Origin of the sequence: Streptomyces hyderabadensis (assembly GCF_020404845.1) — a bacterium.
GTDB classification, from domain to species: Bacteria; Actinomycetota; Actinomycetes; order Streptomycetales; family Streptomycetaceae; genus Streptomyces; species Streptomyces hyderabadensis.
The window spans coordinates 115,176-139,035 of the sequence record NZ_JAIOJZ010000007.1 but is presented as its reverse complement, the minus strand read 5'-3'; the positions used below and the strand labels follow the sequence as shown (position 1 = coordinate 139,035).

General features: G+C 73.3%; 21 protein-coding genes and 1 riboswitch. Of the genes, 13 read left to right on the top strand and 8 right to left on the bottom strand.

The window, feature by feature from the left end; translation table 11 throughout:
• Positions 1-32: 32 nt before the first annotated feature.
• The 3 genes from K7854_RS08385 to K7854_RS08375 all read right to left on the bottom strand — a co-directional run bounded on the left by K7854_RS08385 (position 33) and on the right by K7854_RS08375 (position 3,257).
• Positions 33-1,778 carry a serine/threonine-protein kinase gene (locus tag K7854_RS08385; protein ID WP_226025737.1) on the bottom strand — a complete coding sequence of 582 codons (1,746 nt, stop codon included), beginning with the start codon at positions 1,776-1,778 and terminating at the stop codon, positions 33-35.
• Positions 1,775-2,521, bottom strand: coding sequence for an FHA domain-containing protein (locus K7854_RS08380; RefSeq protein WP_226025736.1), 747 nt, complete (start codon positions 2,519-2,521; stop codon positions 1,775-1,777). Before K7854_RS08380 ends, K7854_RS08385 begins: the two co-directional genes overlap by 4 nt.
• Positions 2,522-2,672: 151 nt before the next feature.
• Positions 2,673-3,257 (bottom strand): hypothetical protein, encoded by a 585-nt coding sequence (locus K7854_RS08375; protein WP_226025735.1) that lies wholly within the window; start codon positions 3,255-3,257, stop codon positions 2,673-2,675.
• A 341-nt stretch (positions 3,258-3,598) separates the two neighbouring features.
• Between K7854_RS08375 and K7854_RS08370 the strand changes: the two genes are divergently transcribed.
• From K7854_RS08370 to K7854_RS08355, 4 genes are all read left to right on the top strand, one after another.
• Entirely contained in the window at positions 3,599-4,453 is an 855-nt protein-coding gene (locus K7854_RS08370; RefSeq protein WP_226025734.1) for a bifunctional methylenetetrahydrofolate dehydrogenase/methenyltetrahydrofolate cyclohydrolase, read from the top strand.
• Positions 4,443-5,009 carry a DUF3017 domain-containing protein gene (locus K7854_RS08365; protein WP_226025733.1) on the top strand — a complete coding sequence of 189 codons (567 nt, stop codon included), beginning with the start codon at positions 4,443-4,445 and terminating at the stop codon, positions 5,007-5,009. The genes K7854_RS08370 and K7854_RS08365 overlap by 11 nt, the downstream gene beginning before the upstream one ends.
• A 408-nt stretch (positions 5,010-5,417) precedes the next feature.
• Positions 5,418-6,860 (top strand): DUF2690 domain-containing protein, encoded by a 1,443-nt coding sequence (locus K7854_RS08360; protein WP_226025732.1) that lies wholly within the window; start codon positions 5,418-5,420, stop codon positions 6,858-6,860.
• A gap of 353 nt (positions 6,861-7,213) precedes the next feature.
• Positions 7,214-8,203, top strand: coding sequence for a malate dehydrogenase (locus tag K7854_RS08355; protein ID WP_102932227.1), 990 nt, complete (start codon positions 7,214-7,216; stop codon positions 8,201-8,203).
• Positions 8,204-8,297: 94 nt separating this feature from the next.
• Here K7854_RS08355 and K7854_RS08350 read toward each other — a convergent pair whose 3' ends face one another.
• Complete coding sequence (locus K7854_RS08350) at positions 8,298-9,194, bottom strand: MarR family winged helix-turn-helix transcriptional regulator (RefSeq protein ID WP_226025731.1); 897 nt, start codon at positions 9,192-9,194, stop codon at positions 8,298-8,300.
• Between the two features lie 195 nt (positions 9,195-9,389).
• Here K7854_RS08350 and K7854_RS08345 point away from each other — a divergent pair, with 195 nt between their 5' ends.
• The 5 genes from K7854_RS08345 to K7854_RS08325 all read left to right on the top strand — a co-directional run bounded on the left by K7854_RS08345 (position 9,390) and on the right by K7854_RS08325 (position 16,669).
• Positions 9,390-10,919: an aldehyde dehydrogenase family protein gene (locus K7854_RS08345; RefSeq protein ID WP_226025730.1), complete on the top strand. Its 1,530-nt coding sequence runs from the start codon at positions 9,390-9,392 to the stop codon at positions 10,917-10,919.
• A 75-nt stretch (positions 10,920-10,994) separates the two neighbouring features.
• The gene (locus K7854_RS08340) at positions 10,995-12,527 is read left to right on the top strand and encodes a GMC family oxidoreductase (RefSeq protein ID WP_226025729.1); all 1,533 of its coding nucleotides are present in this window, start codon (positions 10,995-10,997) and stop codon (positions 12,525-12,527) included.
• Positions 12,524-13,771 (top strand): quaternary amine ABC transporter ATP-binding protein, encoded by a 1,248-nt coding sequence (locus tag K7854_RS08335; RefSeq protein WP_226025728.1) that lies wholly within the window; start codon positions 12,524-12,526, stop codon positions 13,769-13,771. The genes K7854_RS08340 and K7854_RS08335 overlap by 4 nt, the downstream gene beginning before the upstream one ends.
• Positions 13,771-15,717: an ABC transporter permease gene (locus tag K7854_RS08330; protein ID WP_226025727.1), complete on the top strand. Its 1,947-nt coding sequence runs from the start codon at positions 13,771-13,773 to the stop codon at positions 15,715-15,717. The genes K7854_RS08335 and K7854_RS08330 overlap by 1 nt, the downstream gene beginning before the upstream one ends.
• Before the next feature lies 1 nt (position 15,718).
• Entirely contained in the window at positions 15,719-16,669 is a 951-nt protein-coding gene (locus K7854_RS08325; RefSeq protein ID WP_226025726.1) for an ABC transporter substrate-binding protein, read from the top strand.
• A 3-nt stretch (positions 16,670-16,672) separates the two neighbouring features.
• On the opposite strand, the gene K7854_RS08320 is transcribed toward K7854_RS08325, so the two are convergent.
• Genes K7854_RS08320 through K7854_RS08310 form a run of 3 tightly spaced genes read right to left on the bottom strand, consistent with a single transcriptional unit; the run spans position 16,673 to position 18,356 of the window.
• Positions 16,673-17,404 carry an isocitrate lyase/PEP mutase family protein gene (locus K7854_RS08320; RefSeq protein ID WP_226025725.1) on the bottom strand — a complete coding sequence of 244 codons (732 nt, stop codon included), beginning with the start codon at positions 17,402-17,404 and terminating at the stop codon, positions 16,673-16,675.
• Entirely contained in the window at positions 17,401-17,850 is a 450-nt protein-coding gene (locus K7854_RS08315) for a carboxymuconolactone decarboxylase family protein (protein WP_226025724.1), read from the bottom strand. Before K7854_RS08315 ends, K7854_RS08320 begins: the two co-directional genes overlap by 4 nt.
• Positions 17,847-18,356 carry a carboxymuconolactone decarboxylase family protein gene (locus K7854_RS08310; RefSeq protein ID WP_226025723.1) on the bottom strand — a complete coding sequence of 170 codons (510 nt, stop codon included), beginning with the start codon at positions 18,354-18,356 and terminating at the stop codon, positions 17,847-17,849. Before K7854_RS08310 ends, K7854_RS08315 begins: the two co-directional genes overlap by 4 nt.
• Before the next feature lie 46 nt (positions 18,357-18,402).
• Here K7854_RS08310 and pdxR point away from each other — a divergent pair, with 46 nt between their 5' ends.
• From pdxR to K7854_RS08290, 4 genes are all read left to right on the top strand, one after another.
• The gene (pdxR, locus tag K7854_RS08305) at positions 18,403-19,791 is read left to right on the top strand and encodes a MocR-like pyridoxine biosynthesis transcription factor PdxR (RefSeq protein WP_226025722.1); all 1,389 of its coding nucleotides are present in this window, start codon (positions 18,403-18,405) and stop codon (positions 19,789-19,791) included.
• Positions 19,792-19,879: 88 nt separating this feature from the next.
• The gene (locus tag K7854_RS08300; protein ID WP_226025721.1) at positions 19,880-20,254 is read left to right on the top strand and encodes a hypothetical protein; all 375 of its coding nucleotides are present in this window, start codon (positions 19,880-19,882) and stop codon (positions 20,252-20,254) included.
• A gap of 10 nt (positions 20,255-20,264) precedes the next feature.
• On the top strand, positions 20,265-21,449 hold the full coding sequence (locus tag K7854_RS08295) for a glutathionylspermidine synthase family protein (protein WP_226025720.1): 1,185 nt from the start codon (positions 20,265-20,267) through the stop codon (positions 21,447-21,449).
• Between the two features lie 60 nt (positions 21,450-21,509).
• Positions 21,510-21,598: riboswitch (ZMP/ZTP riboswitch) on the top strand.
• Between the two features lie 35 nt (positions 21,599-21,633).
• Positions 21,634-23,085, top strand: a complete 1,452-nt coding sequence (locus K7854_RS08290) for a glycine hydroxymethyltransferase (RefSeq protein WP_226025719.1) — start codon at positions 21,634-21,636, stop codon at positions 23,083-23,085.
• A gap of 25 nt (positions 23,086-23,110) precedes the next feature.
• On the opposite strand, the gene K7854_RS08285 is transcribed toward K7854_RS08290, so the two are convergent.
• Positions 23,111-23,767 (bottom strand): hypothetical protein, encoded by a 657-nt coding sequence (locus tag K7854_RS08285; protein ID WP_226025718.1) that lies wholly within the window; start codon positions 23,765-23,767, stop codon positions 23,111-23,113.
• Between the last annotated feature and the right edge of the window lie 93 nt (positions 23,768-23,860).

The following is a 23,860-nucleotide window of genomic DNA, read 5'->3' as shown; positions in this document are numbered from 1 at the left end:
GCCCGGCGTGCGGTACCTCGGAACTCCCAGGGTCACTTCCCGCCCGGCGGCGTGTACTCCTTGAGGTGGTGAGCGACGCGGTCGGCGTAGTCGCGGTACTTCGGGGGAACACCGCCCGCGTCGTTCACCTTCCGGTACGACGTCCGGTACGCCACGGCGACCAGTACGCGGCGGTCGCCCGGCAGGCCGGCGTCGAGGCGGGGCGTGATCCAGCACAGGTAGCGGCCCATCGCCGGGATGGACTCGGCGGGCGGGAACGGCGGCTGGGGCACGGTCTCGCCCGGTGTCCCGTCCGCGTTCATCCACCAGCGCAGCACGCTCGGGGTCCAGCGGGCGATGCCGTACTCGTCCTTGACCGGGTCGGCCAGGTCCGGGTCGAAGTCGCTCTCGACCTTCAGCATGGCCGCGATCAGGGCCGGGCTGACCTCCTCGCGCCCGCAGTCGTGCGCCGTCTCCACGATCAGCAGGCGGTAGGCGGGCGGCACGTCCCGGTCGGTGCGCAGTTCGGCCGCGCCGTAGGAGGCGGCGGCCGCGCTCGCGGTGCCGCCGGGGCGCGGGTCCGCGAGGGGGGCGCGGGCGTCGTCGGTCCAGCGGGCGACGCCGTATCCGAGGGCGGCGAGGGCGGCGAGCACCGCGGCGGCCGGGACCCAGCGCCGGGGGCGTCCGCGGGGCCGGAGCGGGAACCTCGCCGTGCCGTGCGCGCTCCCGGCCGCGCCCGTCACCCGGCGCAGCAGGGCGTCGGTGCCGATCCGGTCGGCGTGCGTACGGGTCAGGCAGGCCAGCACGATCTCCCGCCATGCCGGGGGCAGTTCGGGGGACAGGCGCAACTCGTGGGTGCCGCGGGCGTAGGCGACGGCGGCGTCACGGCGGGCCGTCGGGGTACCGCCGGGCAGCGGGAAGGAGCCCGTGAGCACCAGGTGGGCCAGGACGCCGAAGGCCCACACGTCGGCGGAGGGGCGGATCCGGCGGCCCCGTTCGCCGATCTCGGACCACAGCAGCTCGGGCGGGGTGTAGTCCGGGGTGGAGAAGGCGGGTGTGTAGGCGTGGGTGCCCTCCAGCTCGGCGGCCATGTTGAAGTCGGCGAGCCGTACCGAACCGTCCTTCATCAGCAGTACGTTGGCCGGTTTCAGGTCGCCGTGCACCCAGCCCGCCCGGTGCAGTTGCTGCAGGCCCTCGCAGACCTGCGCGAGCAGCGCGGGCCCGGCGGGCGGGCGGGGCGCGGCGGCCAGCAGGGCGGACAGCGAGCCCTCGGCCCGCTCCAGGACGAGGACGGTGGCGCCGTCCAGCCGGGGGTGGGCGGGGTCGTCGACCGTGAGGGTCTCGTACATCCGGATCAGCCGGGGCTGCCGCAGCCGGCGCAGCAGCTCCACCTCGCGCTCGACCAGGTCCCGCAGGTGGGCCAGTTGCCGCGGGGTGCCGGTGCCGGTGGGCAGGAACTTCAGCGCGACGTCCGTCGGCACCCCCGCGCCGGTCTCCGCGCGGCGCGCATCGCCGACCCCGCCGGGGCCGCCGTCGGCCGTGCCCTCGGTGCCGGGACCGTCCTCGCCGGGGTGATCCGTGCGGACCGGGGTGTCCTCGCCGGGGTGACCCGTGTCCCTCGCGGCGGCCTGCCCGGGGTGACCCGTGCGTCCCGCGGACCCGGCGCCGGGGACGGTCGGGGCGGCGGTGCGGCGGGCCGCGTAGACGCTGCCGAAGGCGCCGGTCGCGAGGGGCTCGTGCACCTCCCAGGCACCGACCCGGTACCCGCGGGGCACCGGGACGGCGTACGGCTCGGTCATCGCAGCGCCCGTCCGGACGGTGCCGTCAGGACCACGAGGTCGTCCTCGCGGACCAGGTCGAAGCGGAGCGCCAGCGATACCAGCGACTCCTTCTTGCCGTTCAGCCGCGGACCCGGTTCGGCGGTCTCCGGGCCCGGCTTCAGCCGCAGCTTCACGGCGAGGTAGTCGATGTTCCACTGCACCGACGTGCGCGAGGCGGCCGGCCAGGTCGGGCGGAGCCGCTCGACGACCTGGTCCATGGTCGGCAGCGGCGCGTGCGGCGCCCCGCGCAGCCGCGGCTCGCACAGCGCGGCCAGCACCGCGAAGTACCGCTTGGTGCGGTCGACGGAGAAGGCCGGGGCGGTCGGCTCGCCGTCGGTGCCGTCCTCGCCGCGCAGATAGTCGTGGCGCGGCGCCCACACCTCCACCGGCAGCAGGTCACCCGCGGCGGGCAGCACGATCCGCGAGAACTCGAACGGCACCGGCGCGTCCAGCCGCCCCGGCGCCACCTTGATGTGCTCGCCCGCGCCCTCCGGGTTCTCCACCACGTAGGTCTGGTGGGCGGAGAGGTTGCTCAGGGTCCAGAACGTGCCGTGCGCCGCGATCTCACCGGCTCTGCGCGACACCCCGTCGTGCCCGATCCGCAGCCCGCCCTCGGGCACGGACCGCCCGAAGACGAGCCGTTCGCCGGGCGCGAGCCGGTGCTGGGGGCGGGTGGGTTCGTCCTCCGTGGTCGGCGGAGGTACCACGATGATGCTGTACAAGGTGCGTCTCCCCGTGCCTGACGGCTACCCACGCCAGACTAGGGCGACGCACCAGGGCCGTGCCCCCCTCGTACGGGTGAGACACGGCCCTGGATGGTGATTGGCGAGAACTGTTCAGTCGCCGGTACCCGGTCCGGTACGCGGCCGGTGCTCAGTAGCGGGGACGCTTGTACCAGGCCGCGCCGTTCGAGTTCCCGACGAACACCGCGACCAGGATGGCGAGCACGGTGTGGACCAGGCCCACGAGGATGAACGGGTACAGGCCGAGGATCGCGGTGATGATGGCGAAGATCATGGTCGTTATGCGGAGGCCGTTGCCGCCGCTGCCGACCTTGATCGCCAGCACGAGTGCGAACACTCCCCACACCAGCGAGAACGCCACGAGGCCCCACAGCATGCCGGACGAGTAGTCGGCCAGCTGCTGGAAGGCGGCGTCGTCCTTGAGCGCGTCGTCGTTCTTCGCGGCGTCCACGCTCGCGGCGCTGATGGCGAACAGGGCCACGCCGACGAGCTGGAGGCCGAAGATGACCCACAGCATGACGCGGGCCGCGCTGACAGTGCCGGGCATCGAGGTCGGGGCGGCCGGGTAGCCGTAACCGGCCGACACCGGAGGAGCCTGGGGGTAGCCGTAACCGGGCTGGCCCTGGGGCTGCTGCTGCGGGTAGCCGTAGTTCGGCTGCTGGCCCTGGCCGCCCTGCGGCGGGCCGTAGGGGTTGTTCGGATCGCCGAAACTCATGGCGGGTCTTCCTCCGTCGCTGTCAAGTGCGGGGACGACGCGCGGCTCGATGCGGAGGAGATTCTTCTTGAGCGGTTCGTCCCCCCGGTACGGCCCCGCGGCACTGTGCAGCCCAATCGTTCTTGACCGAACTCTTACTTGTCCAGCCCGTTCGCAAGGCGTTGTGCAAGTGCAACAACATCGATCATGAGCGGATAGGGCGGGACCTGTCCCGTGGCGTCCCGAAGATTCCCGCCCGGCACCCGCACACCGGCCCGCGCGGCGCCCGCGGGCCGAGCCGTGCGGTGCCCGCATGCCGACCTGATTGGAACCGGGGGCCGGTCATCCGCGAGGATGGGGGCATGACCGCCCAGATTCTCGATGGCAAGGCCACCGCAGCCGCGATCAAGTCCGAACTGACCGCCCGCGTGGCGGCGCTGAAGGAGAGGGGTGTCACACCCGGTCTCGGCACCGTCCTGGTCGGCGACGATCCCGGCAGCCAGAAGTACGTCGCGGGCAAGCACCGCGACTGCGCCCAGGTCGGCATCGCTTCCATCCAGCGCGAACTGCCGGCCACGGCCACCCAGGAGGAGATCGAGGCGGTCGTCCGCGAGCTGAACGAGGACCCGGCCTGCACCGGCTACATCGTCCAGCTGCCGCTGCCCCGGGGCATCGACGAGAACCGCATCCTCGAACTGATGGACCCGGACAAGGACGCGGACGGCCTGCACCCGATGAACCTGGGCCGCCTCGTCCTCAACGAGCCGGCGCCGCTGCCCTGCACCCCCAACGGCATCCTGACCCTCCTGCGCCGCTACGGCGTCGAGATCAAGGGCGCCGAGGTCGTGGTCGTCGGCCGCGGTGTCACCATCGGCCGCCCGATGCCGCTGCTGCTCACCCGGCGCAGCGAGAACGCCACCGTGACCCAGTGCCACACCGGCACCCGGGACCTGGCCGCCCACCTCAGGCGCGCGGACATCGTCATCGCCGCGGCCGGTTCGCCGCACCTGGTCCGCCCCGAGGACGTCAAGCCGGGCGCGGCCGTCCTCGACGTCGGCGTCTCCCGCAACGCCGAGGGCAAGATCATGGGCGACGTGCACCCCGGCGTGGCCGAGGTGGCCGCCTGGATCTCCCCGAACCCGGGCGGCGTCGGCCCCATGACCCGGGCCCAGCTGCTCGTCAACGTGGTGGAGGCGGCGGAGCGCAGTGCCGGCTGAGGACACGGGCGCCGGGCGTCCGGGCGACGCGCGGACCGAGGAGGCCCCGGCCCCGGAGGCGTCCCGAACGGCGTCACAGACGTCACACGCGTCGCAGGACTCCGGCGATCCGGACGGCCTCACCGTCCGCGACCCCGTCAGCGCACCCGACGCCAAGGGGCGGCCGCGCCGCACCACGCGCCGGTTCCCGCTCTTCACCCGCGACACCGCCCGTCCCGAGGGCGGCGGCCGGGCCGCGGCCGGCGACGCCCCGGCGCCCGCCCGGCAGTGGCCGGTGCTCACGGTGGTGCTGCTGGTCGGGCTCGGCCTGCTGCTCACCGCGCTGGACGTGTTCCGCTGGGGGCTGTTCCTCGTCGGCGCCGCGTTGCTGCTCGGTGCCGTGCTCCGCTGGACGATGCCCCGCGTCGGCATGCTCGCCGTGCGCTCGCGCTTCACGGACATCGTGACCTACGGCGTCTTCGGGCTGTCCATCGCCCTGCTGGCGCTGATGGCCCAGCCGAACCCGGTGCTGGAGATCCCGTTCCTGAAGGACACGCTGCACTTCACGGTCAGCTAGCGCGGCGGGTACGACGGCCCGTCCTCACCCCCGTGGAAGGACGGGCCGCCGTCGACACCAACCCTCCTGCACGGCGAACGCCCAGTTCAACGCCTGTCAGGGCGCTGTGGCACGGAAGTGACCGTTCCGCTACTCCGCTACGCGAGTCGTTCCCGGGGGTTCCGTTCCGGTCGCACGAACCCCGATGGGACACTGGACCGCGGGTCGGTGGGCGTGCGACGGTGCACGTTCGCGGCCTCTGTGCTCCTGTGCGCCCCCACCCCGGGAACTGGGATCCTGACCGGGCGCATCCCTGTGGGTAGCCAGAACCAGGTACCGCGCGGGGGGACGCCGCGCGCGGGGACCAGCGGGGGATCGACCAGCACGTCACCGGGGGAAGAGGGGGAAGCAGTGCCTCGTTGGAAGGCCTTGCCGGATGAACTCGATCCGCAGATCAGAGAGTTCACCAGTCAGCTGCGCCGGCTCGTGGACCGCAGCGAGCTGAGCGTCGCGTCGGTGGCCGACGCCACGGGCTACAGCAAGACGTCCTGGGAGCGCTATCTGAACGGCCGGCTGCTGGCGCCCAAGGGCGCCATCGTGGCCCTGGCCGAGGTGACGAGGACCAACCCGATCCACCTGACCACCATGTGGGAGCTGGCCGAGCGCGCCTGGAGCCGCTCGGAGATGCGCCACGACATGACCATGGAGGCCATCCGGATCTCCCAGGCCCGCGCCGCGCTCGGCGAACTGGGCACGCCCGCGGCCACGTCGGGCGGCTCCGGGCCCAAGTCCGGCAACGGCGGCAGGAACGGCAAGGGGAGCCGGGGCGGCCGGCACGGCGGCGGTGCCGCCGCGGGGGTCGCGGGACCGGCGGGCGTGTCGCCCACGCTGCCGCCGACGGTCCCGGCCCAGCCGACGGCCGCCGACAGCCCCGACTCGGCGCTCGGCACGCCCCGGGACGGCGGCGGACCGGCCACCACCCCCGCGCCCTCCTCCGGCGGAGCGACCGAAGGCAACTCCTGGGGCCTGGCCGGATACCGGGGCCCCGCGCCGAGCGGCGACCGCACGTCCCGCTCCGGACCCCGGACCGGCACCGGGGAGGCGGCGCGGCAGGCCGCACCCGCCGCGCCGAACGGCCCCGGCCGCCGCCCCGGCGCAGGCCCCTCGGACGCGTACGGCCCGTCCGGCACGTACGGCGGGTCCGGCACATACAACGGGTCCGGGACGTACGGCGGCAGGCCAGGCACGCACGGCGAGTCGGGTACGTACGGCGAGTCGGGCACGTACGGCGAGTCGGGCTCGTACGGCGAGCCCCCGCACGGCGGTTCCCGTCCGCCGTCCGGGCCCCGTTCGGCCGGCTCCCGGTCCCCGCGCGGCGGGAACAAGCGGATGACCACCCTCGTCGCGGGCGTCGTCGGCCTCCTCGTCGTGATCGCGGGCGCCTTCTTCCTCCTGAACGGCGGCGGGGACAAGGAGAACGAGGGCACCAAACCCTCCCCGTCGCCCACCGTGAGCAGCAAGCCGAAGCTGCCGCCGGGTGTGAAGTGCAGCGGCGACGCCTGCACCGGCAAGGACCCGGAGGTCATGGGCTGCGGCGGCGACCTGGTGACCACCGGCGCGACCGCCGTCGTCGGCACGGCCGCCGTCGAGGTCCGGTACAGCGAGGTCTGCGGCGCCGCGTGGGCCCGCGTCTCCCAGGCCGCGCAGGGCGACGAGGTCCAGGTGAAGGCCGGCGGCGCGAACGAGCAGCGGGCGACGGTCGGCAACGCCGGTGCCACCGTCGCGTACACCATGATGGTCGCGGTGGACTCCGCGGCCGACGCCACCGCGTGCGCGACGCTGGCCTCGGGGCAGCAGGGCTGCACCAAGTAGGCCGGCCGCCCCGGACGGGTGCGGAAGAAAAGTTCGCCCGCGGCAGGCATGCCCGGCGGCGTCACGGGCACGCGAGAAGTACCCCCACGGGAGTCCGGCAACGGTATCCCCGAACGGCGGTCGCCTTCGTCCCCCCTCTCCCGGACAGGCGGCCGCCTCATTTTCTGCCTCTTCCTCGCCTGCGCCGCGCACCCCGCGGGGCAAGTCCTGTGGGCCGGGCCACACCGACCCGGACGTGCCGGACACCACGGGCGCGATAGCCTGACGGCTGGATGGATCTCTTGATACCAAGAGATCGATCAAACGCCCGGGGCCGGGACGCCCCACCCGCCAGCTGTCATACGGAGAACGCCATGACCCGCACTCCCGTGAACGTCACCGTCACCGGCGCGGCCGGCCAGATCGGTTACGCCCTGCTCTTCCGCATCGCCTCCGGCCAGCTGCTCGGCGCGGACGTGCCGGTCAAGCTGCGCCTCCTGGAGATCACTCCGGCGCTCAAGGCCGCCGAGGGCACCGCGATGGAGCTGGACGACTGCGCGTTCCCGCTCCTCCAGGGCATCGAGATCACCGACGACCCGAACGTCGCCTTCGACGGCGCCAACGTCGCCCTCCTCGTCGGCGCCCGCCCCCGCACCAAGGGCATGGAGCGCGGCGACCTGCTGGAGGCCAACGGCGGCATCTTCAAGCCGCAGGGCAAGGCCATCAACGACCACGCCGCGGACGACATCAAGGTCCTCGTGGTCGGCAACCCGGCCAACACCAACGCCCTGATCGCCCAGGCCGCCGCCCCGGACGTACCGGCCGAGCGCTTCACCGCGATGACCCGTCTGGACCACAACCGCGCGCTGACCCAGCTCGCGAAGAAGACGGGCTCGACGGTCGCCGACATCAAGCGCCTGACCATCTGGGGCAACCACTCCGCCACCCAGTACCCGGACATCTTCCACGCCACGATCGCCGGCAAGAACGCCGCCGAGACCGTCAACGACGAGAAGTGGCTGGCCGACGAGTTCATCCCGACCGTCGCCAAGCGCGGCGCCGCCATCATCGAGGCCCGCGGCGCCTCCTCGGCCGCCTCCGCCGCCAACGCCGCCATCGACCACGTGTACACGTGGGTCAACGGCACCGCCGAGGGCGACTGGACCTCCATGGGCATCCCGTCGGACGGCTCCTACGGCGTCCCGGAGGGCATCATCTCCTCCTTCCCGGTCACCACGAAGGACGGCTCGTACGAGATCGTCCAGGGCCTGGAGATCAACGACTTCTCCCGCGCCCGCATCGACGCCTCCGTCAAGGAGCTGTCGGAGGAGCGCGAGGCGGTCCGCGGTCTCGGCCTCATCTGAGCCCGCCCGCGACGCCCGCACGGGCCCCGTTCCCCGCTCCGGCGGGGACGGGGCCCGTGCCCGTTGCCGGGCTCCCGGGGCTGCCGTGCCGGTGTCAGCCCCGGGGCAGCCGCTTCTCGAACCAGTGCCCGGCGTACACGTGGTCGGAGTACGCCGGGATCTCGGTGTAACCGGCCCGTTCGTACATCGCCCGCGCCTCGGTGAGCGCGGGGTGCGTGTCGAGCCGTACGACGGTCAGGCCCCGGTCGACGGCCTCGGCCTCCAGCGCGGCGAGCAGCCGCCGGGCCAGCCCCAGCCGCCGGGCGTCGGCGTGCACCCACACGTGCTTCACCTCGCCGACCCCGGGCTCCGTACGCCGCAGCGCACCGCAGCCCACCGGCCGCCCCTCCTCGTACGCCACGAGGAACACCCCGGCGTCCCCCGACACCTCCTCGGGTCCCACGAGGTCGGCCGGGTCGAAGCCCTCGGGGAAGCGCGCGTCCAGGTCGGCGGCGTAGGCGTCCAGGCAGGCGCGGGCGTCCGGGGTGCGGGCGTCGACCGGTACGACCGTGAGGGCGGCCAGCCGCAGCAGGCGCCGGGCGGTGGCCACGGCGTCGGACAGGCTCCGGCGCTGGTCCGGGGCCAGCCCCCGCAGCAGCCCGGAGACCAGCGCGTCGGCCCGGCGGTTCTGCTCCGCGACCTCGGCGCGTCCGGCGTCGGTGACCTCGACCGTGCGCATCCGGCTGTCGTCCGGGTGCGTGCCCAGCCGGACCATGCCCTGCGCCTCCAGGGCCTTCACCATCCGGCTCAGGTATCCGGCGTCCAGGCCCAGGCGGGTGCGCAGGTCCCGCAGCGGCACTCCGGAGCGGCTCCCGGCGATCTCGAAGAGCAGCCGGGCCTCGCCGAGCGGCCGGTCCTGGCCGAGATAGCGCTCGTCCAGGGCGCCGATGCGGCGCGTGAAGTAGCGGTTGAAGCTCCGCAGAGCCGCGACGTCTTCCGATACCGACTCCATACTCCTAGGTTATTGCTTGACTTGGGTCAAAGAAACTCCGCTTCACCCCTTTCGCACCCTTCCTCAGTGATGCGCCGCACTTTCGATGACCGAATCGGCATGCATACGGGGCAGTGGGGCAGGGGCTCACGGTCCCCGAGAGTGACATGCGTGTGACGCAGGGGCGTTGACCAGGAACGGAAGGCACATCCCAGCATGGCGAACAGAACGGAAACCCGGACCGAGCGGGCCCACCGGACCATCCACGCGGGCGGCGAGTGGCTCGCGGCGTCCTCCGGCGCCACCCGCGAGATCCTCGATCCCGCGGACGCCCTGCCGTTCACCGTGGTCGCGGAGGGCGACGAGAAGGACACCGACCTCGCGGTGGCCGCCGCCCGGCGGGCCTTCGACACGGGCGAGTGGCCGCACACCCCGGTCGCCGAACGCGCCGCCCTGCTGCGCCGGGTCGCCGGACTCCTCGTGCGCGACCGCGAGGAACTCGGCCTGCTGGAGAGCCGTGACGCGGGCAAGACCGTCGAGGAGGGCCGCGTCGACATCGACTGCGTGGCCGACGCCTTCCGGTACTTCGCGGACCTGGTCGCCGGCGAGGCCCCCGGCCGGGTCGTCGACGCGGGCTCGGCCGACGTCCACAGCGTCGTCGTGCACGAACCGGTCGGCGTCTGCGCGATGATCACGCCCTGGAACTACCCGCTCCTGCAGGCCAGTTGGAAGATCGCCCCGGCGCTCGCCGCCGGCAACACCTTCGTGATCAAGCCCAGCGAAATCACCCCGCTCACCACGATCGCCCTGATCGACCTGCTCGTCGAGGCCGGACTCCCCGCCGGTGTCGCGAACATCGTCACCGGCCCGGGACACACCGTCGGCGCCCGGCTCGCCGAGCACCCCGACGTCGACCTGGTCTCCTTCACCGGCGGCCTGACCAGCGGCACCAAGGTCGCCCAGGCCGCCGCCGCCACCGTCAAGAAGGTCGCCCTCGAACTCGGCGGCAAGAACCCCAACGTCGTCTTCGCCGACGCCTGCGAGACCGAGGAGGGCTTCGACACCGCCGTCGACCAGGCCCTCAACGCCGCCTTCATCCACAGCGGCCAGGTCTGCTCCGCGGGCGGCCGCCTCATCGTCGAGGAGTCGGTCCGCGAGCGCTTCGTCGCCGAACTCGCCCGCCGCGCCCGCAAGATCCGTCTCGGCCGCGGCACCGAGGACGGCGTCGAGTGCGGCCCCCTCGTCTCCGCGCAGCAGCGCGCCAAGACCGAGGACTACGTCGCCTCCGCCCTCGCCGAGGGCGCCGAACTGCGCTGCGGCGGCAAGCGCCCCGAGCCGTCGCCCCAGCGGCCCGAGAGCGGCTACTTCTACGAGCCGACCGTCCTCGACCACTGCCACCGCGAGATGCGGGTGGTGCGGGAGGAGGTCTTCGGGCCGGTCCTCACCGTCGAGACCTTCCGGACCGAGGACGAGGCCGTAGCCCTCGCCAACGACACCGAGTACGGTCTGGCCGGTGCCGTCTGGACCGCCGACGCGGGACGGGCCCGCCGGGTCGCGGGCCGGCTGCGGCACGGCACCGTCTGGATCAACGACTTCCACCCCTACCTGCCGCAGGCGGAGTGGGGCGGCTTCGGCAAGAGCGGCGTCGGCCGCGAACTCGGGCCCGCCGGCCTGGCCGAGTACCGCGAGAGCAAGCACGTCTACCAGAACCTCGCGCCGAAGCCCGTCCGCTGGTTCGCCGGCTGACCCTCCTGCCGCACCCGCAGCGGTTCCCGTTCACTCCCGTCGCACCTCGTCCCCACCCCCCTCTGGAGTACCCCCATGTCCGAAACCACCCAGGTCTACGACTACGTCGTCATCGGCGGCGGCACCGCGGGCTCGGTGATCGCCTCCCGCCTCACCGAGAACCCGGACGTCACCGTCGCCGTCATCGAGGGCGGCCCCAGCGACGTCGGCCGCGAGGACGTGCTGACCCTGCGCCGCTGGATGGGCCTGCTCGGCGGCGAACTGGACTACGACTACCCCACCACCGAGCAGCCGCGCGGCAACTCGCACATCCGGCACAGCCGCGCCCGCGTCCTCGGCGGCTGCTCCTCGCACAACACCCTCATCGCCTTCAAGCCACTGCCGTCCGACTGGGACGAGTGGGAGGCGGCGGGTGCCAAGGGCTGGGGCGCGGTCCAGATGGAGGCGTACTTCGCCCGGCTGAAGAACAACATCGTCCCGGTCGACGAGAAGGACCGGAACGCCATTGCCCGCGACTTCGTCGACTCCGCGCAGAAGACCCTGGAGGTCCCCCGGATCGAGGGCTTCAACAAGAAGCCGTTCACCGAGGGCGTCGGCTTCTTCGACCTCGCCTACCACCCCGAGAACAACAAGCGCTCCTCGGCGTCGGTGGCGTACCTGCACCCCGTGATGGACGAGCGCGCCAACCTCACGCTCATGCTGGAGACCTGGGCGTACCGGCTCGAACTGGACGGCACCCGCGCCGAGGGCGTCCACGTGCGCACCAAGGACGGCGAGGAGATCCTCGTCAAGGCCCGGGGCGAGGTCGTCCTGTGCGCCGGCGCAGTCGACTCCCCGCGCCTGCTGCTGCACTCGGGCATCGGCCCCCGCGAGGACCTCGAAGCGCTCGGCATACCCGTGGCGCACGACCTGCCCGGCGTCGGCGAGAACCTGCTCGACCACCCCGAGTCGGTGATCGTGTGGGAGACCAACGGGCCCATCCCGGACAACTCCGCGATGGACTCCGACGCCGGTCTGTTCGTGCGCCGCGACCCCGAACACGCGGGCCCCGACCTGATGTTCCACTTCTACCAGATCCCGTTCACGGACAACCCGGAGCGCCTCGGCTACCAGCGCCCCGAGTTCGGCGTCTCCATGACCCCGAACATCCCCAAGCCGAAGTCCCGCGGCCGCCTCCGCCTCACCAGCGCCGACCCGTCCGTGAAGCCCGCCCTGGACTTCCGCTACTTCACCGACGAGGACGACTACGACGGCCGCACCCTCGTCGACGGCATCCGCATAGCCCGCGAGATCGCCAAGTCCCAGCCGCTGGCGGGCTGGCTCAAGCGCGAGGTCTGCCCCGGCCCGGAGGTCACCGGCGACGAGGAGCTGAGCGAGTACGCCCGCAAGGTCGCCCACACCGTCTACCACCCGGCGGGCACCTGCAAGATGGGCGCCGCCACCGACGAGACGGCCGTCGTCGACCCCGAGCTGCGCATCCGCGGCCTGGAGGGCATCCGCATCGCCGACGCCTCCGTCTTCCCGACCATGCCCGCGGTCAACCCGATGATCGGCGTCCTCATGGTCGGCGAGCGCGCCGTCGAGCTGATCGGCGGTGACGCCCGATGAACGCGACCACCGGGAACACCACCGCCGCCGCCACCGACACCGTGGCCGAGCGTCCCCCGGTCTTCTCCGTCGACGGCCTGTGGAAGGTCTTTGGACCCAAGGCCGCCCGCGTCCCCGCCGACCCGGACCTCGCCGCCCTGAGCCCGGCCGAGCTGCGCTCGCGCACCGGCTGCACCGCCGCCGTCGCCGACGTCTCCTTCGACGTGCGCAAGGGCGAGGTCTTCGTCGTCATGGGCCTGTCCGGCTCCGGCAAGTCCACCCTCGTACGCTGCCTGACCCGCCTCGTCGAGCCGACGGCCGGGACCATCGCCATCGACGGCGAGGACGTCCGCGCGATGGACAGGTCCCGGCTGCGCGCACTGCGCCGCCACCGCGCCGCGATGGTCTTCCAGCACTTCGGCCTGCTGCCGCACCGCACGGTCCTGGACAACGTCGCCTACGGCCTGGAGGTCCAGGGCGTGGGCCGCGCCGAGCGCCGCGAGCGCGCCGCCGCGATCGTCGCCAAGGTCGGTCTGGAGGGCCTGGAGCAGCGCCGCCCCGGCCAGCTCTCCGGCGGCCAGCGCCAGCGCGTCGGCCTCGCCCGGGCGCTCGCCGTCGACCCCGAAGTACTGCTGTTCGACGAGCCGTTCAGCGCGCTGGACCCGCTGATCCGGCGGGACATGCAGGAGGAGGTCGTCCGGCTGCACCGCGAGGAGGGCCGCACGATGGTCTTCATCACCCACGACCTCCAGGAAGCCCTCAAGCTCGGTGACCGCATCGCCCTGATGCGCGACGGCCGCGTGGTGCAGCTCGGCACCCCGGAGGAGATCGTCGGCTCGCCCGCCGACGACTACGTCCGCGAGTTCGTCCGCGACGTCCCGCGCGAACAGGTCCTCACCGTCCGCACGGCGATGCGCCCCGCCGCGTCCGCCGACGAGGCGGGCACGGGCCCGGCGATCCGCCCCGAGGCCACGGTCTCGGAGGCCATAGAAGCGGTGGCGAGGGCAGGCTCCCCGGCCCGGGTGATGACCGACGGCCGCTGCCTGGGCGTGGTAGACGCGACCGACCTCCTGTCAGTGGTAGCAGGCACAGCCGACCCAGCTGCGGGCAGTCGTGACCCAGCTGCGGGCAGTCGTGCCGCGGGGGCGGCACGGGTGGGCGATGGGGGTCCCCCCGCGCGAGCGAAGCCGAGCGTGGGGGAGGCACCGGACAGGCGCCGCAAGCCGACCACCCCGCCCCCCGCCACGACCGAGGAGCCGGTCTGATGGCAACGATCACCGCACCGACGTCGCAGAAAGCCGCCCCGCCGGGCATCCTCACCCACCCCGCGACCCGCAAGCTCCTCACCCTGGCGGCACTGGCCGCGATCCTCATCCCCATAGCCGTCACCCAGTGGCCCGGCACCACCTGGCCCACCCCCCTCACCGTCGACGTCTCCGAACCCCTCGGCAAGGCCAGCGACTGGATCATCGACAACCGCGACAGCCACCCCCTGTTCCTCTACTTCTTCGGCCACGTCAGCAACGCGGTCGTCATCGCCGTCCGCGCCGTGTACCTCGCCCTCCTCGCCGTCGGCTGGGCCGGGGTCACCGCGATCGGCGCCCTGGTCGCCTGGCGGGTGGCCGGCGTGAAGCTGGCCGCGGGCACCGCCGCCGCGTTCCTGGCCTGCGGCCTGCTCGGCATGTGGGTGCCGACCATGCAGACGCTCGCGCTCATGGTCGTCGCCGTCCTCGCCTCCGTCGTCGTCGGCGCCGTGCTGGGCCTCGCCGCGGGCCTGTCCGACCGGATGGACCGCGTCCTGCGTCCGGTGCTCGACACCATGCAGGTGCTGCCCGCCTTCGCCTACCTGCTCCCCGTCGTCCTGGTCTTCGGCATCGGCGTCCCCGCCGCCGTCCTGGCCACCGTCGTCTACGCCGCCCCGCCGATGGCCCGGCTCACCTCGCTGGGCCTGCGCGGCGCGGACAAGGAGGTGCTGGAGGCCGTCGAGTCCCTCGGCACCACCGCCCGCCAGCGCCTGCTGACCGCCCGTATCCCGCTGGCCCGCAAGGAACTCCTCCTCGGCGTCAACCAGACGATCATGATGGCGCTGTCCATGGCCGTCATCGCCTCCGTCATCGGCGCCGGCGGCCTCGGCGACCGCGTCTACCAGGCACTCGCCTCCGTCGACGTCGGCGCGGCCCTCGCGGCCGGCATCCCGATCGTGCTGCTCGCCGTCGTCCTGGACCGGGTGACCGGCGCGGCGGGGGAGCGGCTCGGCGAGGCCGGGAGGTCCCCGGTGACCTGGCTGTACGCCCTGGTCGTCGCCGCGGCCGTGGCGCTCGCCGGACGCCTGGCCGGCTTCCTCGACTGGCCCGACGGATGGGAGGCGGACATCGCCGAGCCCGTCAACCGGGCCGTCGACTGGATGACCGCGCACCTCTACTCCGGCGTCCCGGTCGTCGGCGGCACCGCCGACTGGGCCGCGCACTTCACCAGCTGGGTCCTCAACCCGCTGCGCGACGGCCTCCAGTGGCTGCCCTGGTGGTCCGTGCTCCTGATCGTCGCCGCCCTGGCCTGGCTGATCGGCACCTGGCGCACCGCGCTCACCGCCGTCCTCGCGATGGCCGCGATCGGCGTGCTCGGCGTGTGGGACCCGTCCCTGGACACGCTCTCGCAGGTGCTCGCCGCCGTCGCCGTGACCCTGGTCGTCGGCTTCGCCACCGGTGTCGCCGCCGCCCGCAGCGACCGCTTCGAACGGCTGCTGCGGCCCGTCCTCGACGTCTTCCAGACGATGCCGCAGTTCGTGTACCTGATCCCGGTCGTCGCCCTGTTCGGAGTGGGCCGCGCACCCGCCGTGGCGGCAGCGGTCGTCTACGCCCTGCCCGCCGTCGTCCGCATCACCGCCCAGGGTCTGCGCCAGGTCGACCCGGCCGCCATGGAGTCGGCCCGCTCGCTCGGCGCCACCGGCGGCCAGCAGCTCCGCCAGGTCCAGCTGCCGCTGGCCCGCCCGGCCCTGCTGCTCGCCGTCAACCAGGGCGTCGTACTCGTCCTCGCCGTCGTCATCATCGGCGGCCTGGTCGGCGGTGGCGCGCTCGGCTACCAGGTCGTCTTCGGCCTCGCCCAGGGCGACCTGGCGACCGGCCTGGTCGCGGGCGCCGCGATCGTCTGCCTCGGCCTGATGCTCGACCGGGTCACCCAGCCCACTGAACGCCGCTCGAAGAAGGGAGCCTGAGATGTCCCGCAAGCGGATCACGGCGGCCGCCGCCGTGCTGGTGCTGGCCACCGGCTGCGGCGCCGCCGACATGACCAAGCAGGCATCCCCGTTCGCGAACGCCCAGGGCGCGAAGACCGTCACCCTGTCCGTGCAGTCCTGGGTCGGCGCCCAGGCCAACGTGGCCGTCGCCCAGTACCTGCTGGAGCACGAGCTGGGCTACCGCGTCGACACCGTCCAGGTCGACGAGGTGCCCGCCTGGGACGCGCTCAGCCAGGGCCGCGTCGACGCCATCCTGGAGGACTGGGGCCACCCCGAGCAGGAACAGCGCTACGTCCAGGACAAGAAGACCATCGCCGCGGGCGGCGACCTCGGCGTCACCGGGCACATCGGCTGGTTCGTCCCGACGTACTTCGCGAAGAAGCACCCGGACGTCACCAACTGGAAGAACCTCGACAAGTACGCCGACCTGCTGCGCACCGCGGAGAGCGGCGGCAAGGGCCAGCTCCTGGACGGCTCCCCGTCCTACGTCACCAACGACAAGGCCCTGGTGAAGAACCTGGACCTGGACTACCAGGTGGTCTTCGCCGGTTCCGAGGCCGCCCAGATCACCCAGATGCAGCAGTTCGCCAAGGAGAAGAAGCCCTTCCTGAGCTACTGGTACACCCCCCAGTGGCTGATGGAGAAGGTCCCGATGACCGAGGTGAAGCTGCCGCCGTACGAGGAGGGCTGCGACGCCGACCCGGCGAAGGTCGACTGCGCCTACCCGGTCACCCCGCTGCAGAAGTACCTCAACGCCGACTTCGCGAAGAACGGCGGCGAGGCGGCCGAGTTCCTGAAGAACTTCAAGTGGACGACCGAGGACCAGAACCAGGTCTCCCTGATGATCGCCGAGAAGAAGATGCGGCCCCAGGTCGCGGCCGAGAAGTGGGTGGACAGCCACGAGTCCGTGTGGAAGGAGTGGCTGCCCTGACCCTCACCCCGGCAGCCGGCCCGCGAGCCGTTGTGCGCTCTCCCGCACCGCCTGCTCGGCCTGCCGCTGGAGCCCCGGCCCGAAGGTGATCCGGGTGGCCCCGAGTCCGCCGAGTCCGGCGGGCGAGGGGCCCTCTCCGGGACGCGCGAGCACGTTCACCGGCCCCTGGATCCGGGCCCGCAGCAGCGGCAGTACGGCGACGGGGGCGGCGATCGGGTACACGCAGTCGGCGCCCGCGGCGACGTAGGCGGCGGCCCGCCCGATCGCCGCCCCCGGATCGTCGACACCCCGGAGGAACGTGTCGATCCGGGCGTTCAGGAACAGCCGGTCGCCGGCCTCCTCCCGCACCCCGGCCAGCCACTCGGCGTGTTCCGCCGGGTCCTTGAGCACTCCGTCCGCGGAGTCCTCCACGTTGCAGCCGACGGCGCCCGCCGCCAGCAGCAGCTCCACCAGCTCCTTCGGCGCCAGGCCGTAGCCGCCCTCGACGTCCGCCGACACGGGGACGTCCACGGCGCGCACGATCCGCGCGACGGCCGCGAACATCTCGTCGGCCGGGGTCCGCCCGTCCTCGTACCCGAGCGAGGCCGCCACCCCGGCGCTCGGTGTCGCGAGCGCCGGGAACCCGGCCGCCGCGAAGACCCGGGCGCTCGCGGCGTCCCAGGGACCCGGCAGGACGAGGGGGTCCTCCGGGGCCCGCCCGTGGTGCAGGGCGCGGAACACGGTGGCGTGACTCACGGTGTGTAACCCCCCGGCGGGATCCTGCGGGCGACCATCAGCCGGTTCCAGCTGTTGATGGCGGTGATCAGCCCGATCAGGTGGGCCAGTTCGCCGTCGTCGAAGTGCTTGGCGGCCCGGTCGTACACCTCGTCCGGCACGAAGCCGTCGGTCAGCACGGTCATCGCCTCGGTCAGCGCGAGCGCGGCCCGCTGCCGCCCGTCGTAGCGGTCCTCGGCCTCCTCCCAGGCGGCGAGCAGGCCGAGGCGGTCCTCGTCGACCCCGTTCTCGCGGGCCAGGGTCAGGTGCATGTCCAGGCAGAACGCGCAGTGGTTGAGCTGTGAGGCGCGGATCATCACCAGCTCGGCGAGCACGGGGTCGCCCAGCCCCTTCTTGGCCGCCGCGCTCAGCGCCGACAGCGACCGGCCGACCTCCGGGTCCAGGAGCCGGGTGCGCGCCGCCGTCACGCGTGCTGTCCGGGCGTGTAGTGGCCCGGCGTCATCCGGCAGGTCACGCCGAACCGGTTCCAGGCGTTGATCGTCGTGATCGCGGCGATCAGCTGCGCCAGCTCCGGCTCGTCGAAGTGCTTGGCGGCCTTGTCGTAGACCTCGTCCGGCACGAAGCCGTCGGTCAGCACGGTGACCGCCTCGGTCAGCTCGATCGCCGCCAGCTCCTTCTCCGTGTAGAAGTGCCGCGACTCCTCCCAGGCGGCCAGCTGCACGATCCGCCCCACGCTCTCCCCGGCGGCGAGGGCGTCCTTGGTGTGCATGTCGAGGCAGAAGGCGCAGTGGTTGAGCTGCGAGGCGCGGATCTTGACCAGTTCGTACAGCGTCGGGTCCATCCCCCGCCTGGCGGCCGTCTCCAGCCGCATCATCGCCTTGTAGACCTCGGGCGCGTGCTGGGACCAGTTCAGCCGGACGGGCACCTCGGCGGCGTGCTGCTGGGACTTCGGGTCATCGGTGTGTGTCGTCATGCCTCGACCCTAGGAACGAAGCAGCCCAGCGGTATGGTCCATTTCCATGGCGAAACCCTGGGCCACTCTCGGCATCGACCTGCACCTGGACCAACCCGCCGGGCCGGGTGTGCGCCGCGGCCTCACCGACGCCCTGCGCGAGGCCGTCCGCACCGGCCGCCTGGGCCCCGGCATCCGGCTGCCCTCGTCCCGCGTCCTCGCCGCCGACCTCGGCATCGCCCGCAACACCGTCGCCGACGCCTACGCCGACCTCGTCGCCGAGGGCTGGCTCACCGCGCGCCAGGGCTCGGGCACCCGGGTCGCCGAACGCGTCGCCGCCCCGCCGCCGCGCGCCTCGGCCCGGCGTTCCGGGGGCCACGCCCGGCCCGCCTACGACCTGCGCCCCGGCACCCCCGACCTCGCCTCCTTCCCGCGCGCCGCCTGGCTCCGGGCCGCCCGCCGCGCGGTCGCCGCCGCTCCGCACGACGCCCTCGGCTACGGCGACGGCCGCGGCCGGCCCGAGCTGCGCGCCGCGCTGGCCGGCTACCTCGCCCGGGCCCGGGGCGTACGCGCCGACCCCGGGACGCTGCTGGTGTGCGGCGGCGTCGCGCACGGCCTCGTGCTGCTGGCCGGGGTGCTGCGGGCGCGCGGCGTGCACACCGTGGCCGTCGAGTCGTACGGCCTCCACGTCCACCGCGACCTGCTCGTCCGAGCCGGTCTGCGGACCGTTCCGCTGCCCGTCGACGAGCGGGGCGCGGACCCCGTGGCGCTCACGGACGCGGGCGCCGTGCTCCTGACCCCCGCCCACCAGTTCCCGACGGGCGTCCCCCTGCACCCCGACCGCAGAGCGGCGGTGGTGGCCTGGGCGCACCGCACCGGCGGGCTGATCCTGGAGGACGACTACGACGGCGAGTTCCGCTACGACCGCCAGTCCGTCGGCGCCCTCCAGGGACTGGACCCGGACCGCGTGGTGTACCTGGGCACCGCCAGCAAGTCCCTGGCCCCCGGACTGCGCCTGGGCTGGATGGCGCTGCCGCCGTCCCTCGTCGGGGAGGCCATGGACGACCTGGCGAGCCGCACCCCGGGCGTGTTCGACCAGCTGACCCTCGCGCAGTTCCTCGACTCCGGCGACTACGACCGGCACGTGCGGTCCGCCCGCCTGCGCTACCGGCGCCGCCGCGACGCCCTGGTCGCCGCCCTCGCCGAGCGCGCCCCCGCGGTCCGCGTCACCGGCATCGCCGCCGGACTGCACGCCGTCCTGCCCCTGCCGCCCGGCACCGAGCAGCAGGTCGTCCGGGCCGCCGCCTGGCACGGGCTCGCCGTCCACGGCCTGTCCATGTTCCGGCACCCGGACGCCTCCCCGCCCCCGCTGGACGCCCTCGTCGTCGGCTACGGCACCCCGCCGGACCACGCCTGGGCGGGGGCCCTGGACGCGCTGTGCGGGGCGCTGCCGTAAAGTCCACCGGCGGCGGGGGCCGTACACTCGACCGGCGCAACTGTCGTACAACCGCACGGACACGGCACGGACAACGGGGGACAGGGACATGGCCAAGACCCGGCGACGGCTGCGGTCGAGCACCGTGGTGCTCGGCGGCATGGGAGTGCTCGCGACGGCCCTGAGCGCATGCGGTTCGGACCCCGACCGCCGCTGCGTGGACCGCGACAGCTACGACTACCTCAACGGCTACAAGGTCGTCGCCGACAAGAACTGCAAGTCCGGCTCCTCCGGCGGCTCGTCGAGCGGCTCGTACGGCAAGGGCGGCAAGAAGAAGGGCTCGTCCGGGTCCGTGGCCGACGCCGACTGGTACTACGACGCCGACGTGAGCAACGGCTGGGCCGACTCCGGCACCTTCAGCCGGTCCGAGGCCGTCGACCGGGGCGGCTTCGGCTGCTCGGGCTCCGGCAGCGGCGGCGGCTGAGGGCCGGGCCGTGGAACGCCGCACCACCGACCCCCGCCCCGGCTGGCAGCAGACCGTCGAGGAACAGGGGCTCATCTACCCCCTGACCCGCTACCCCGACGACTCGCTGCGCCCCTACTGGGACGAGAGCGCCTACTACGTCTTCTCCCTGCCCGAGGTCGAGGTGCTGGAGGAGGTCGTCGAGGAACTGCACCGCATGTGCCTGGCCGCCGCCGGGCACATCGTCGCCGCGGACCGCTTCGCCGACCTCGGCATCACCGACCCGCGCGTGGTCCACGCGGTCACCGAGGCCTGGCACCGCCGCGCCGAACTCCCCTCGGTCTACGCCCGCTTCGACCTGCGCTACGACGGCACCGGCCCCGCCAAGCTCCTGGAGTACAACGCGGACACCCCGACCTCCCTGGTCGAGGCGGCGTCCCCGCAGTGGTTCTGGATGGAGGAGCGCTTCCCCGGCGCCGACCAGTGGAACAGCCTGCACGAGCGGCTCGTGGAGGCCTGGCGGAAGCAGGCCGCGCTGCTGCCGCCCGGCAACCCGCTGTACTTCGCGCACTCCTCGGACGACGAACTCGGCGAGGACCTCATGACGGTGGCCTACCTCAAGGAGACCGCCGAGCAGGCCGGCCTGGCCACCGACTGGATCTCCATGGAGGAGATCGGCTGGGACCGCCTCTCCGGCCGCTTCGTCGACAACAGGCTGCGCTTCATCCGCAGCCTCTTCAAGCTCTACCCCTGGGAGTGGCTCACCACCGACCGCTTCGCCGGCCACGTCCTGGACACCCTCGACAACGGCGGCGGCACCGGCACCACCCTGTGGATCGAGCCCGCCTGGAAGATGCTGCTCAGCAACAAGGCCCTCCTCGCCATCCTCTGGGAGCTGTACCCCGGCCACCCCAACCTGCTGCCCGCCCACCTCGACGGCCCGCGCGAGCTGGCGACCACCACGGGCTGGGTCGCCAAGCCCCTCCTGGGCCGGGAGGGCGCCGGCGTCACGATCCACGAACCCGGCACCGACCCGGCCCCGCGCCCGGAACCCTGCTGCTACCAGGAGCTGGCCCCGCTGCCCGACTTCGACGGCAACCGCGTCGTCCTGGGCGCCTGGGTGGTGGAGAACGAGTCGGCGGGCCTGGGCATCAGGGAGTCGTCGGGCCTGGTGACGGACGAGTACGCCCGCTTCCTGCCCCACGTGATCCTCTGAGGAGGGGGCCTTCCGCATCACGGACACCCACGGCACGCCCCCGCCCCACCCGGTAACCTGGCCCCGGGCCGTGACTGGCGCGCTGGGATGGGACGAACCATCGGGGAGCGGCCCGGGAAGAGCATGTGCCGTGCGCCTGGGCCGTCCGTACCGTGAACGCTGACCACAACGTCCGGAGGTCCCCATGCCCGCCGAGCAGCCGCTCTCCCCCGAGTCCACCGCCTACCGCGCCGCGCTCGACGTCATCCGAACCGTCGAGCCCCGCGTCGCCGACGCCATCGGCCAGGAGGTCGCCGACCAGCGCGAGATGCTCAAGCTGATCGCCTCGGAGAACTACGCCTCCCCGGCCACGCTCCTGGCGATGGGCAACTGGTTCAGCGACAAGTACGCCGAGGGCACCGTCGGCCGCCGCTTCTACGCCGGCTGCCGCAACGTCGACACCGTCGAGTCGCTGGCCGCCGAGCACGCCCGCGAGCTGTTCGGCGCCCGCCACGCCTACGTCCAGCCGCACTCCGGCATCGACGCCAACCTGGTCGCCTTCTGGGCCGTGCTCGCCGACCGCGTCGAGGCGCCGTTCCTGGAGAAGACCGGCGCCCGCCAGGTCAACGACCTCACCGAAGCCGACTGGGCCGAGCTGCGGCAGGCCTTCGGCAACCAGCGGATGCTCGGCATGTCCCTGGACGCCGGCGGCCACCTCACCCACGGCTTCCGCCCGAACATCTCCGGCAAGATGTTCGACCAGCGCTCCTACGGCACCGACCCCGCCACCGGCCTCATCGACTACGAGGCCCTGCGCGCCTCCGCCCGCGAGTTCAAGCCGCTGATCATCGTCGCGGGCTACTCCGCGTACCCCCGGCTGGTGAACTTCCGGATCATGCGCGAGATCGCCGACGAGGTCGGCGCGACCCTCATGGTCGACATGGCGCACTTCGCGGGCCTGGTCGCGGGCAAGGTGCTCACCGGCGACTTCGACCCGGTCCCGCACGCCCAGATCGTCACGACGACCACCCACAAGTCGCTGCGCGGCCCGCGCGGCGGCATGGTCCTGTGCGACGACTCCCTCAAGGACCAGGTCGACCGCGGCTGCCCGATGGTCCTCGGCGGTCCGCTCCCGCACGTCATGGCCGCCAAGGCCGTCGCCCTCGCCGAGGCCCGGCAGCCCGCCTTCCAGGACTACGCCCAGCGGATCGTCGACAACGCCCGCGCGCTCGCCGAGGGCCTGACCAAGCGCGGCGCCACCCTGGTCACCGGCGGCACGGACAACCACCTCAACCTGATCGACGTGGCGTCCTCCTACGGCCTCACCGGCCGCCAGGCCGAGGCCGCCCTCCTCGACTCCGGCATCGTCACCAACCGCAACGCCATCCCCGCCGACCCGAACGGCGCCTGGTACACCTCCGGCATCCGCATCGGCACCCCGGCGCTGACCACGCGCGGTCTCGGCACGGCGGAGATGGACGAGGTCGCGGGCCTGATCGACCGCGTCCTGACCACGGCCGAGCCCGGCACCACCAAGTCCGGCGCCCCCTCCAAGGCCTCCCACGTCCTCGACGCGAAGGTCGCCGACGAGATCGCGCACCGCGCGACCGACCTGGTGGCCGGCTTCCCGCTGTACCCGGAGATCGACCTCGGCTGACGCCCGCTCGGGCCCGGCAGCGGCCCTACAGGTCGATCAGCTCCTGACGCGGCCCCCCGCGCGGCGGTCCGGTCCGGTACCGGTCCGCCGCGCGGCGCACCAGCAGCGTCCCCGCGACACCCGCCCCGAGCCCGGCGGCGGCCCACCACACCCCGTCCGGACCGCCGTCCTCTCGCATGTCCGCGGCCCCGTCCTGCGCGAAGAAACCCTCCTCGGCCAGCCACGCGTAGGTGTCCCGGGGCACCCGGTGCCAGCGGATGTCGTCGTCCGCCACGTCCGGCGCCGGATCGCTGCGCACCCACGGCGTGCCGTCCTCGGCCAGGAACAGCTGGTCCTGACGCAGCATCGCCACGTCTCCGCCCGGCGCCCGCTGGGTCTGCGGCCAGCCCCCGACGCCGGTCAGCCCCCACAGCACCGTGAACCGCACCGGCGGACGGCGGTCCCGCGTCCACTCCTCCGGCACCGGTTCGGTCCCCGAGTGCGACGGGGCGAGCAGGCTCCGCAGCCGGTCGAAGTCACGCTCACCCGCGTGCCAGGACGTGGTGCGGCCCGTGCCGGTCCACACGATCACCGCCACGTCCGGGTCCACCAGGGGCGCCGCACCGTCCGCCGCCGCGCTCCCCGCCGCCCCCGCCCACAGCACCGCGGCCAGCGCCGCCCCCGCTCCCGCCCGCCACCGCATGCCGCGCCCCCTCCGTCCCCGCCCTTGTTACACCCCCGGGCCCGGAACGGATCCCCCCTGTACCGAACCAGTGCCCGACCGCGCCCCGCGGCC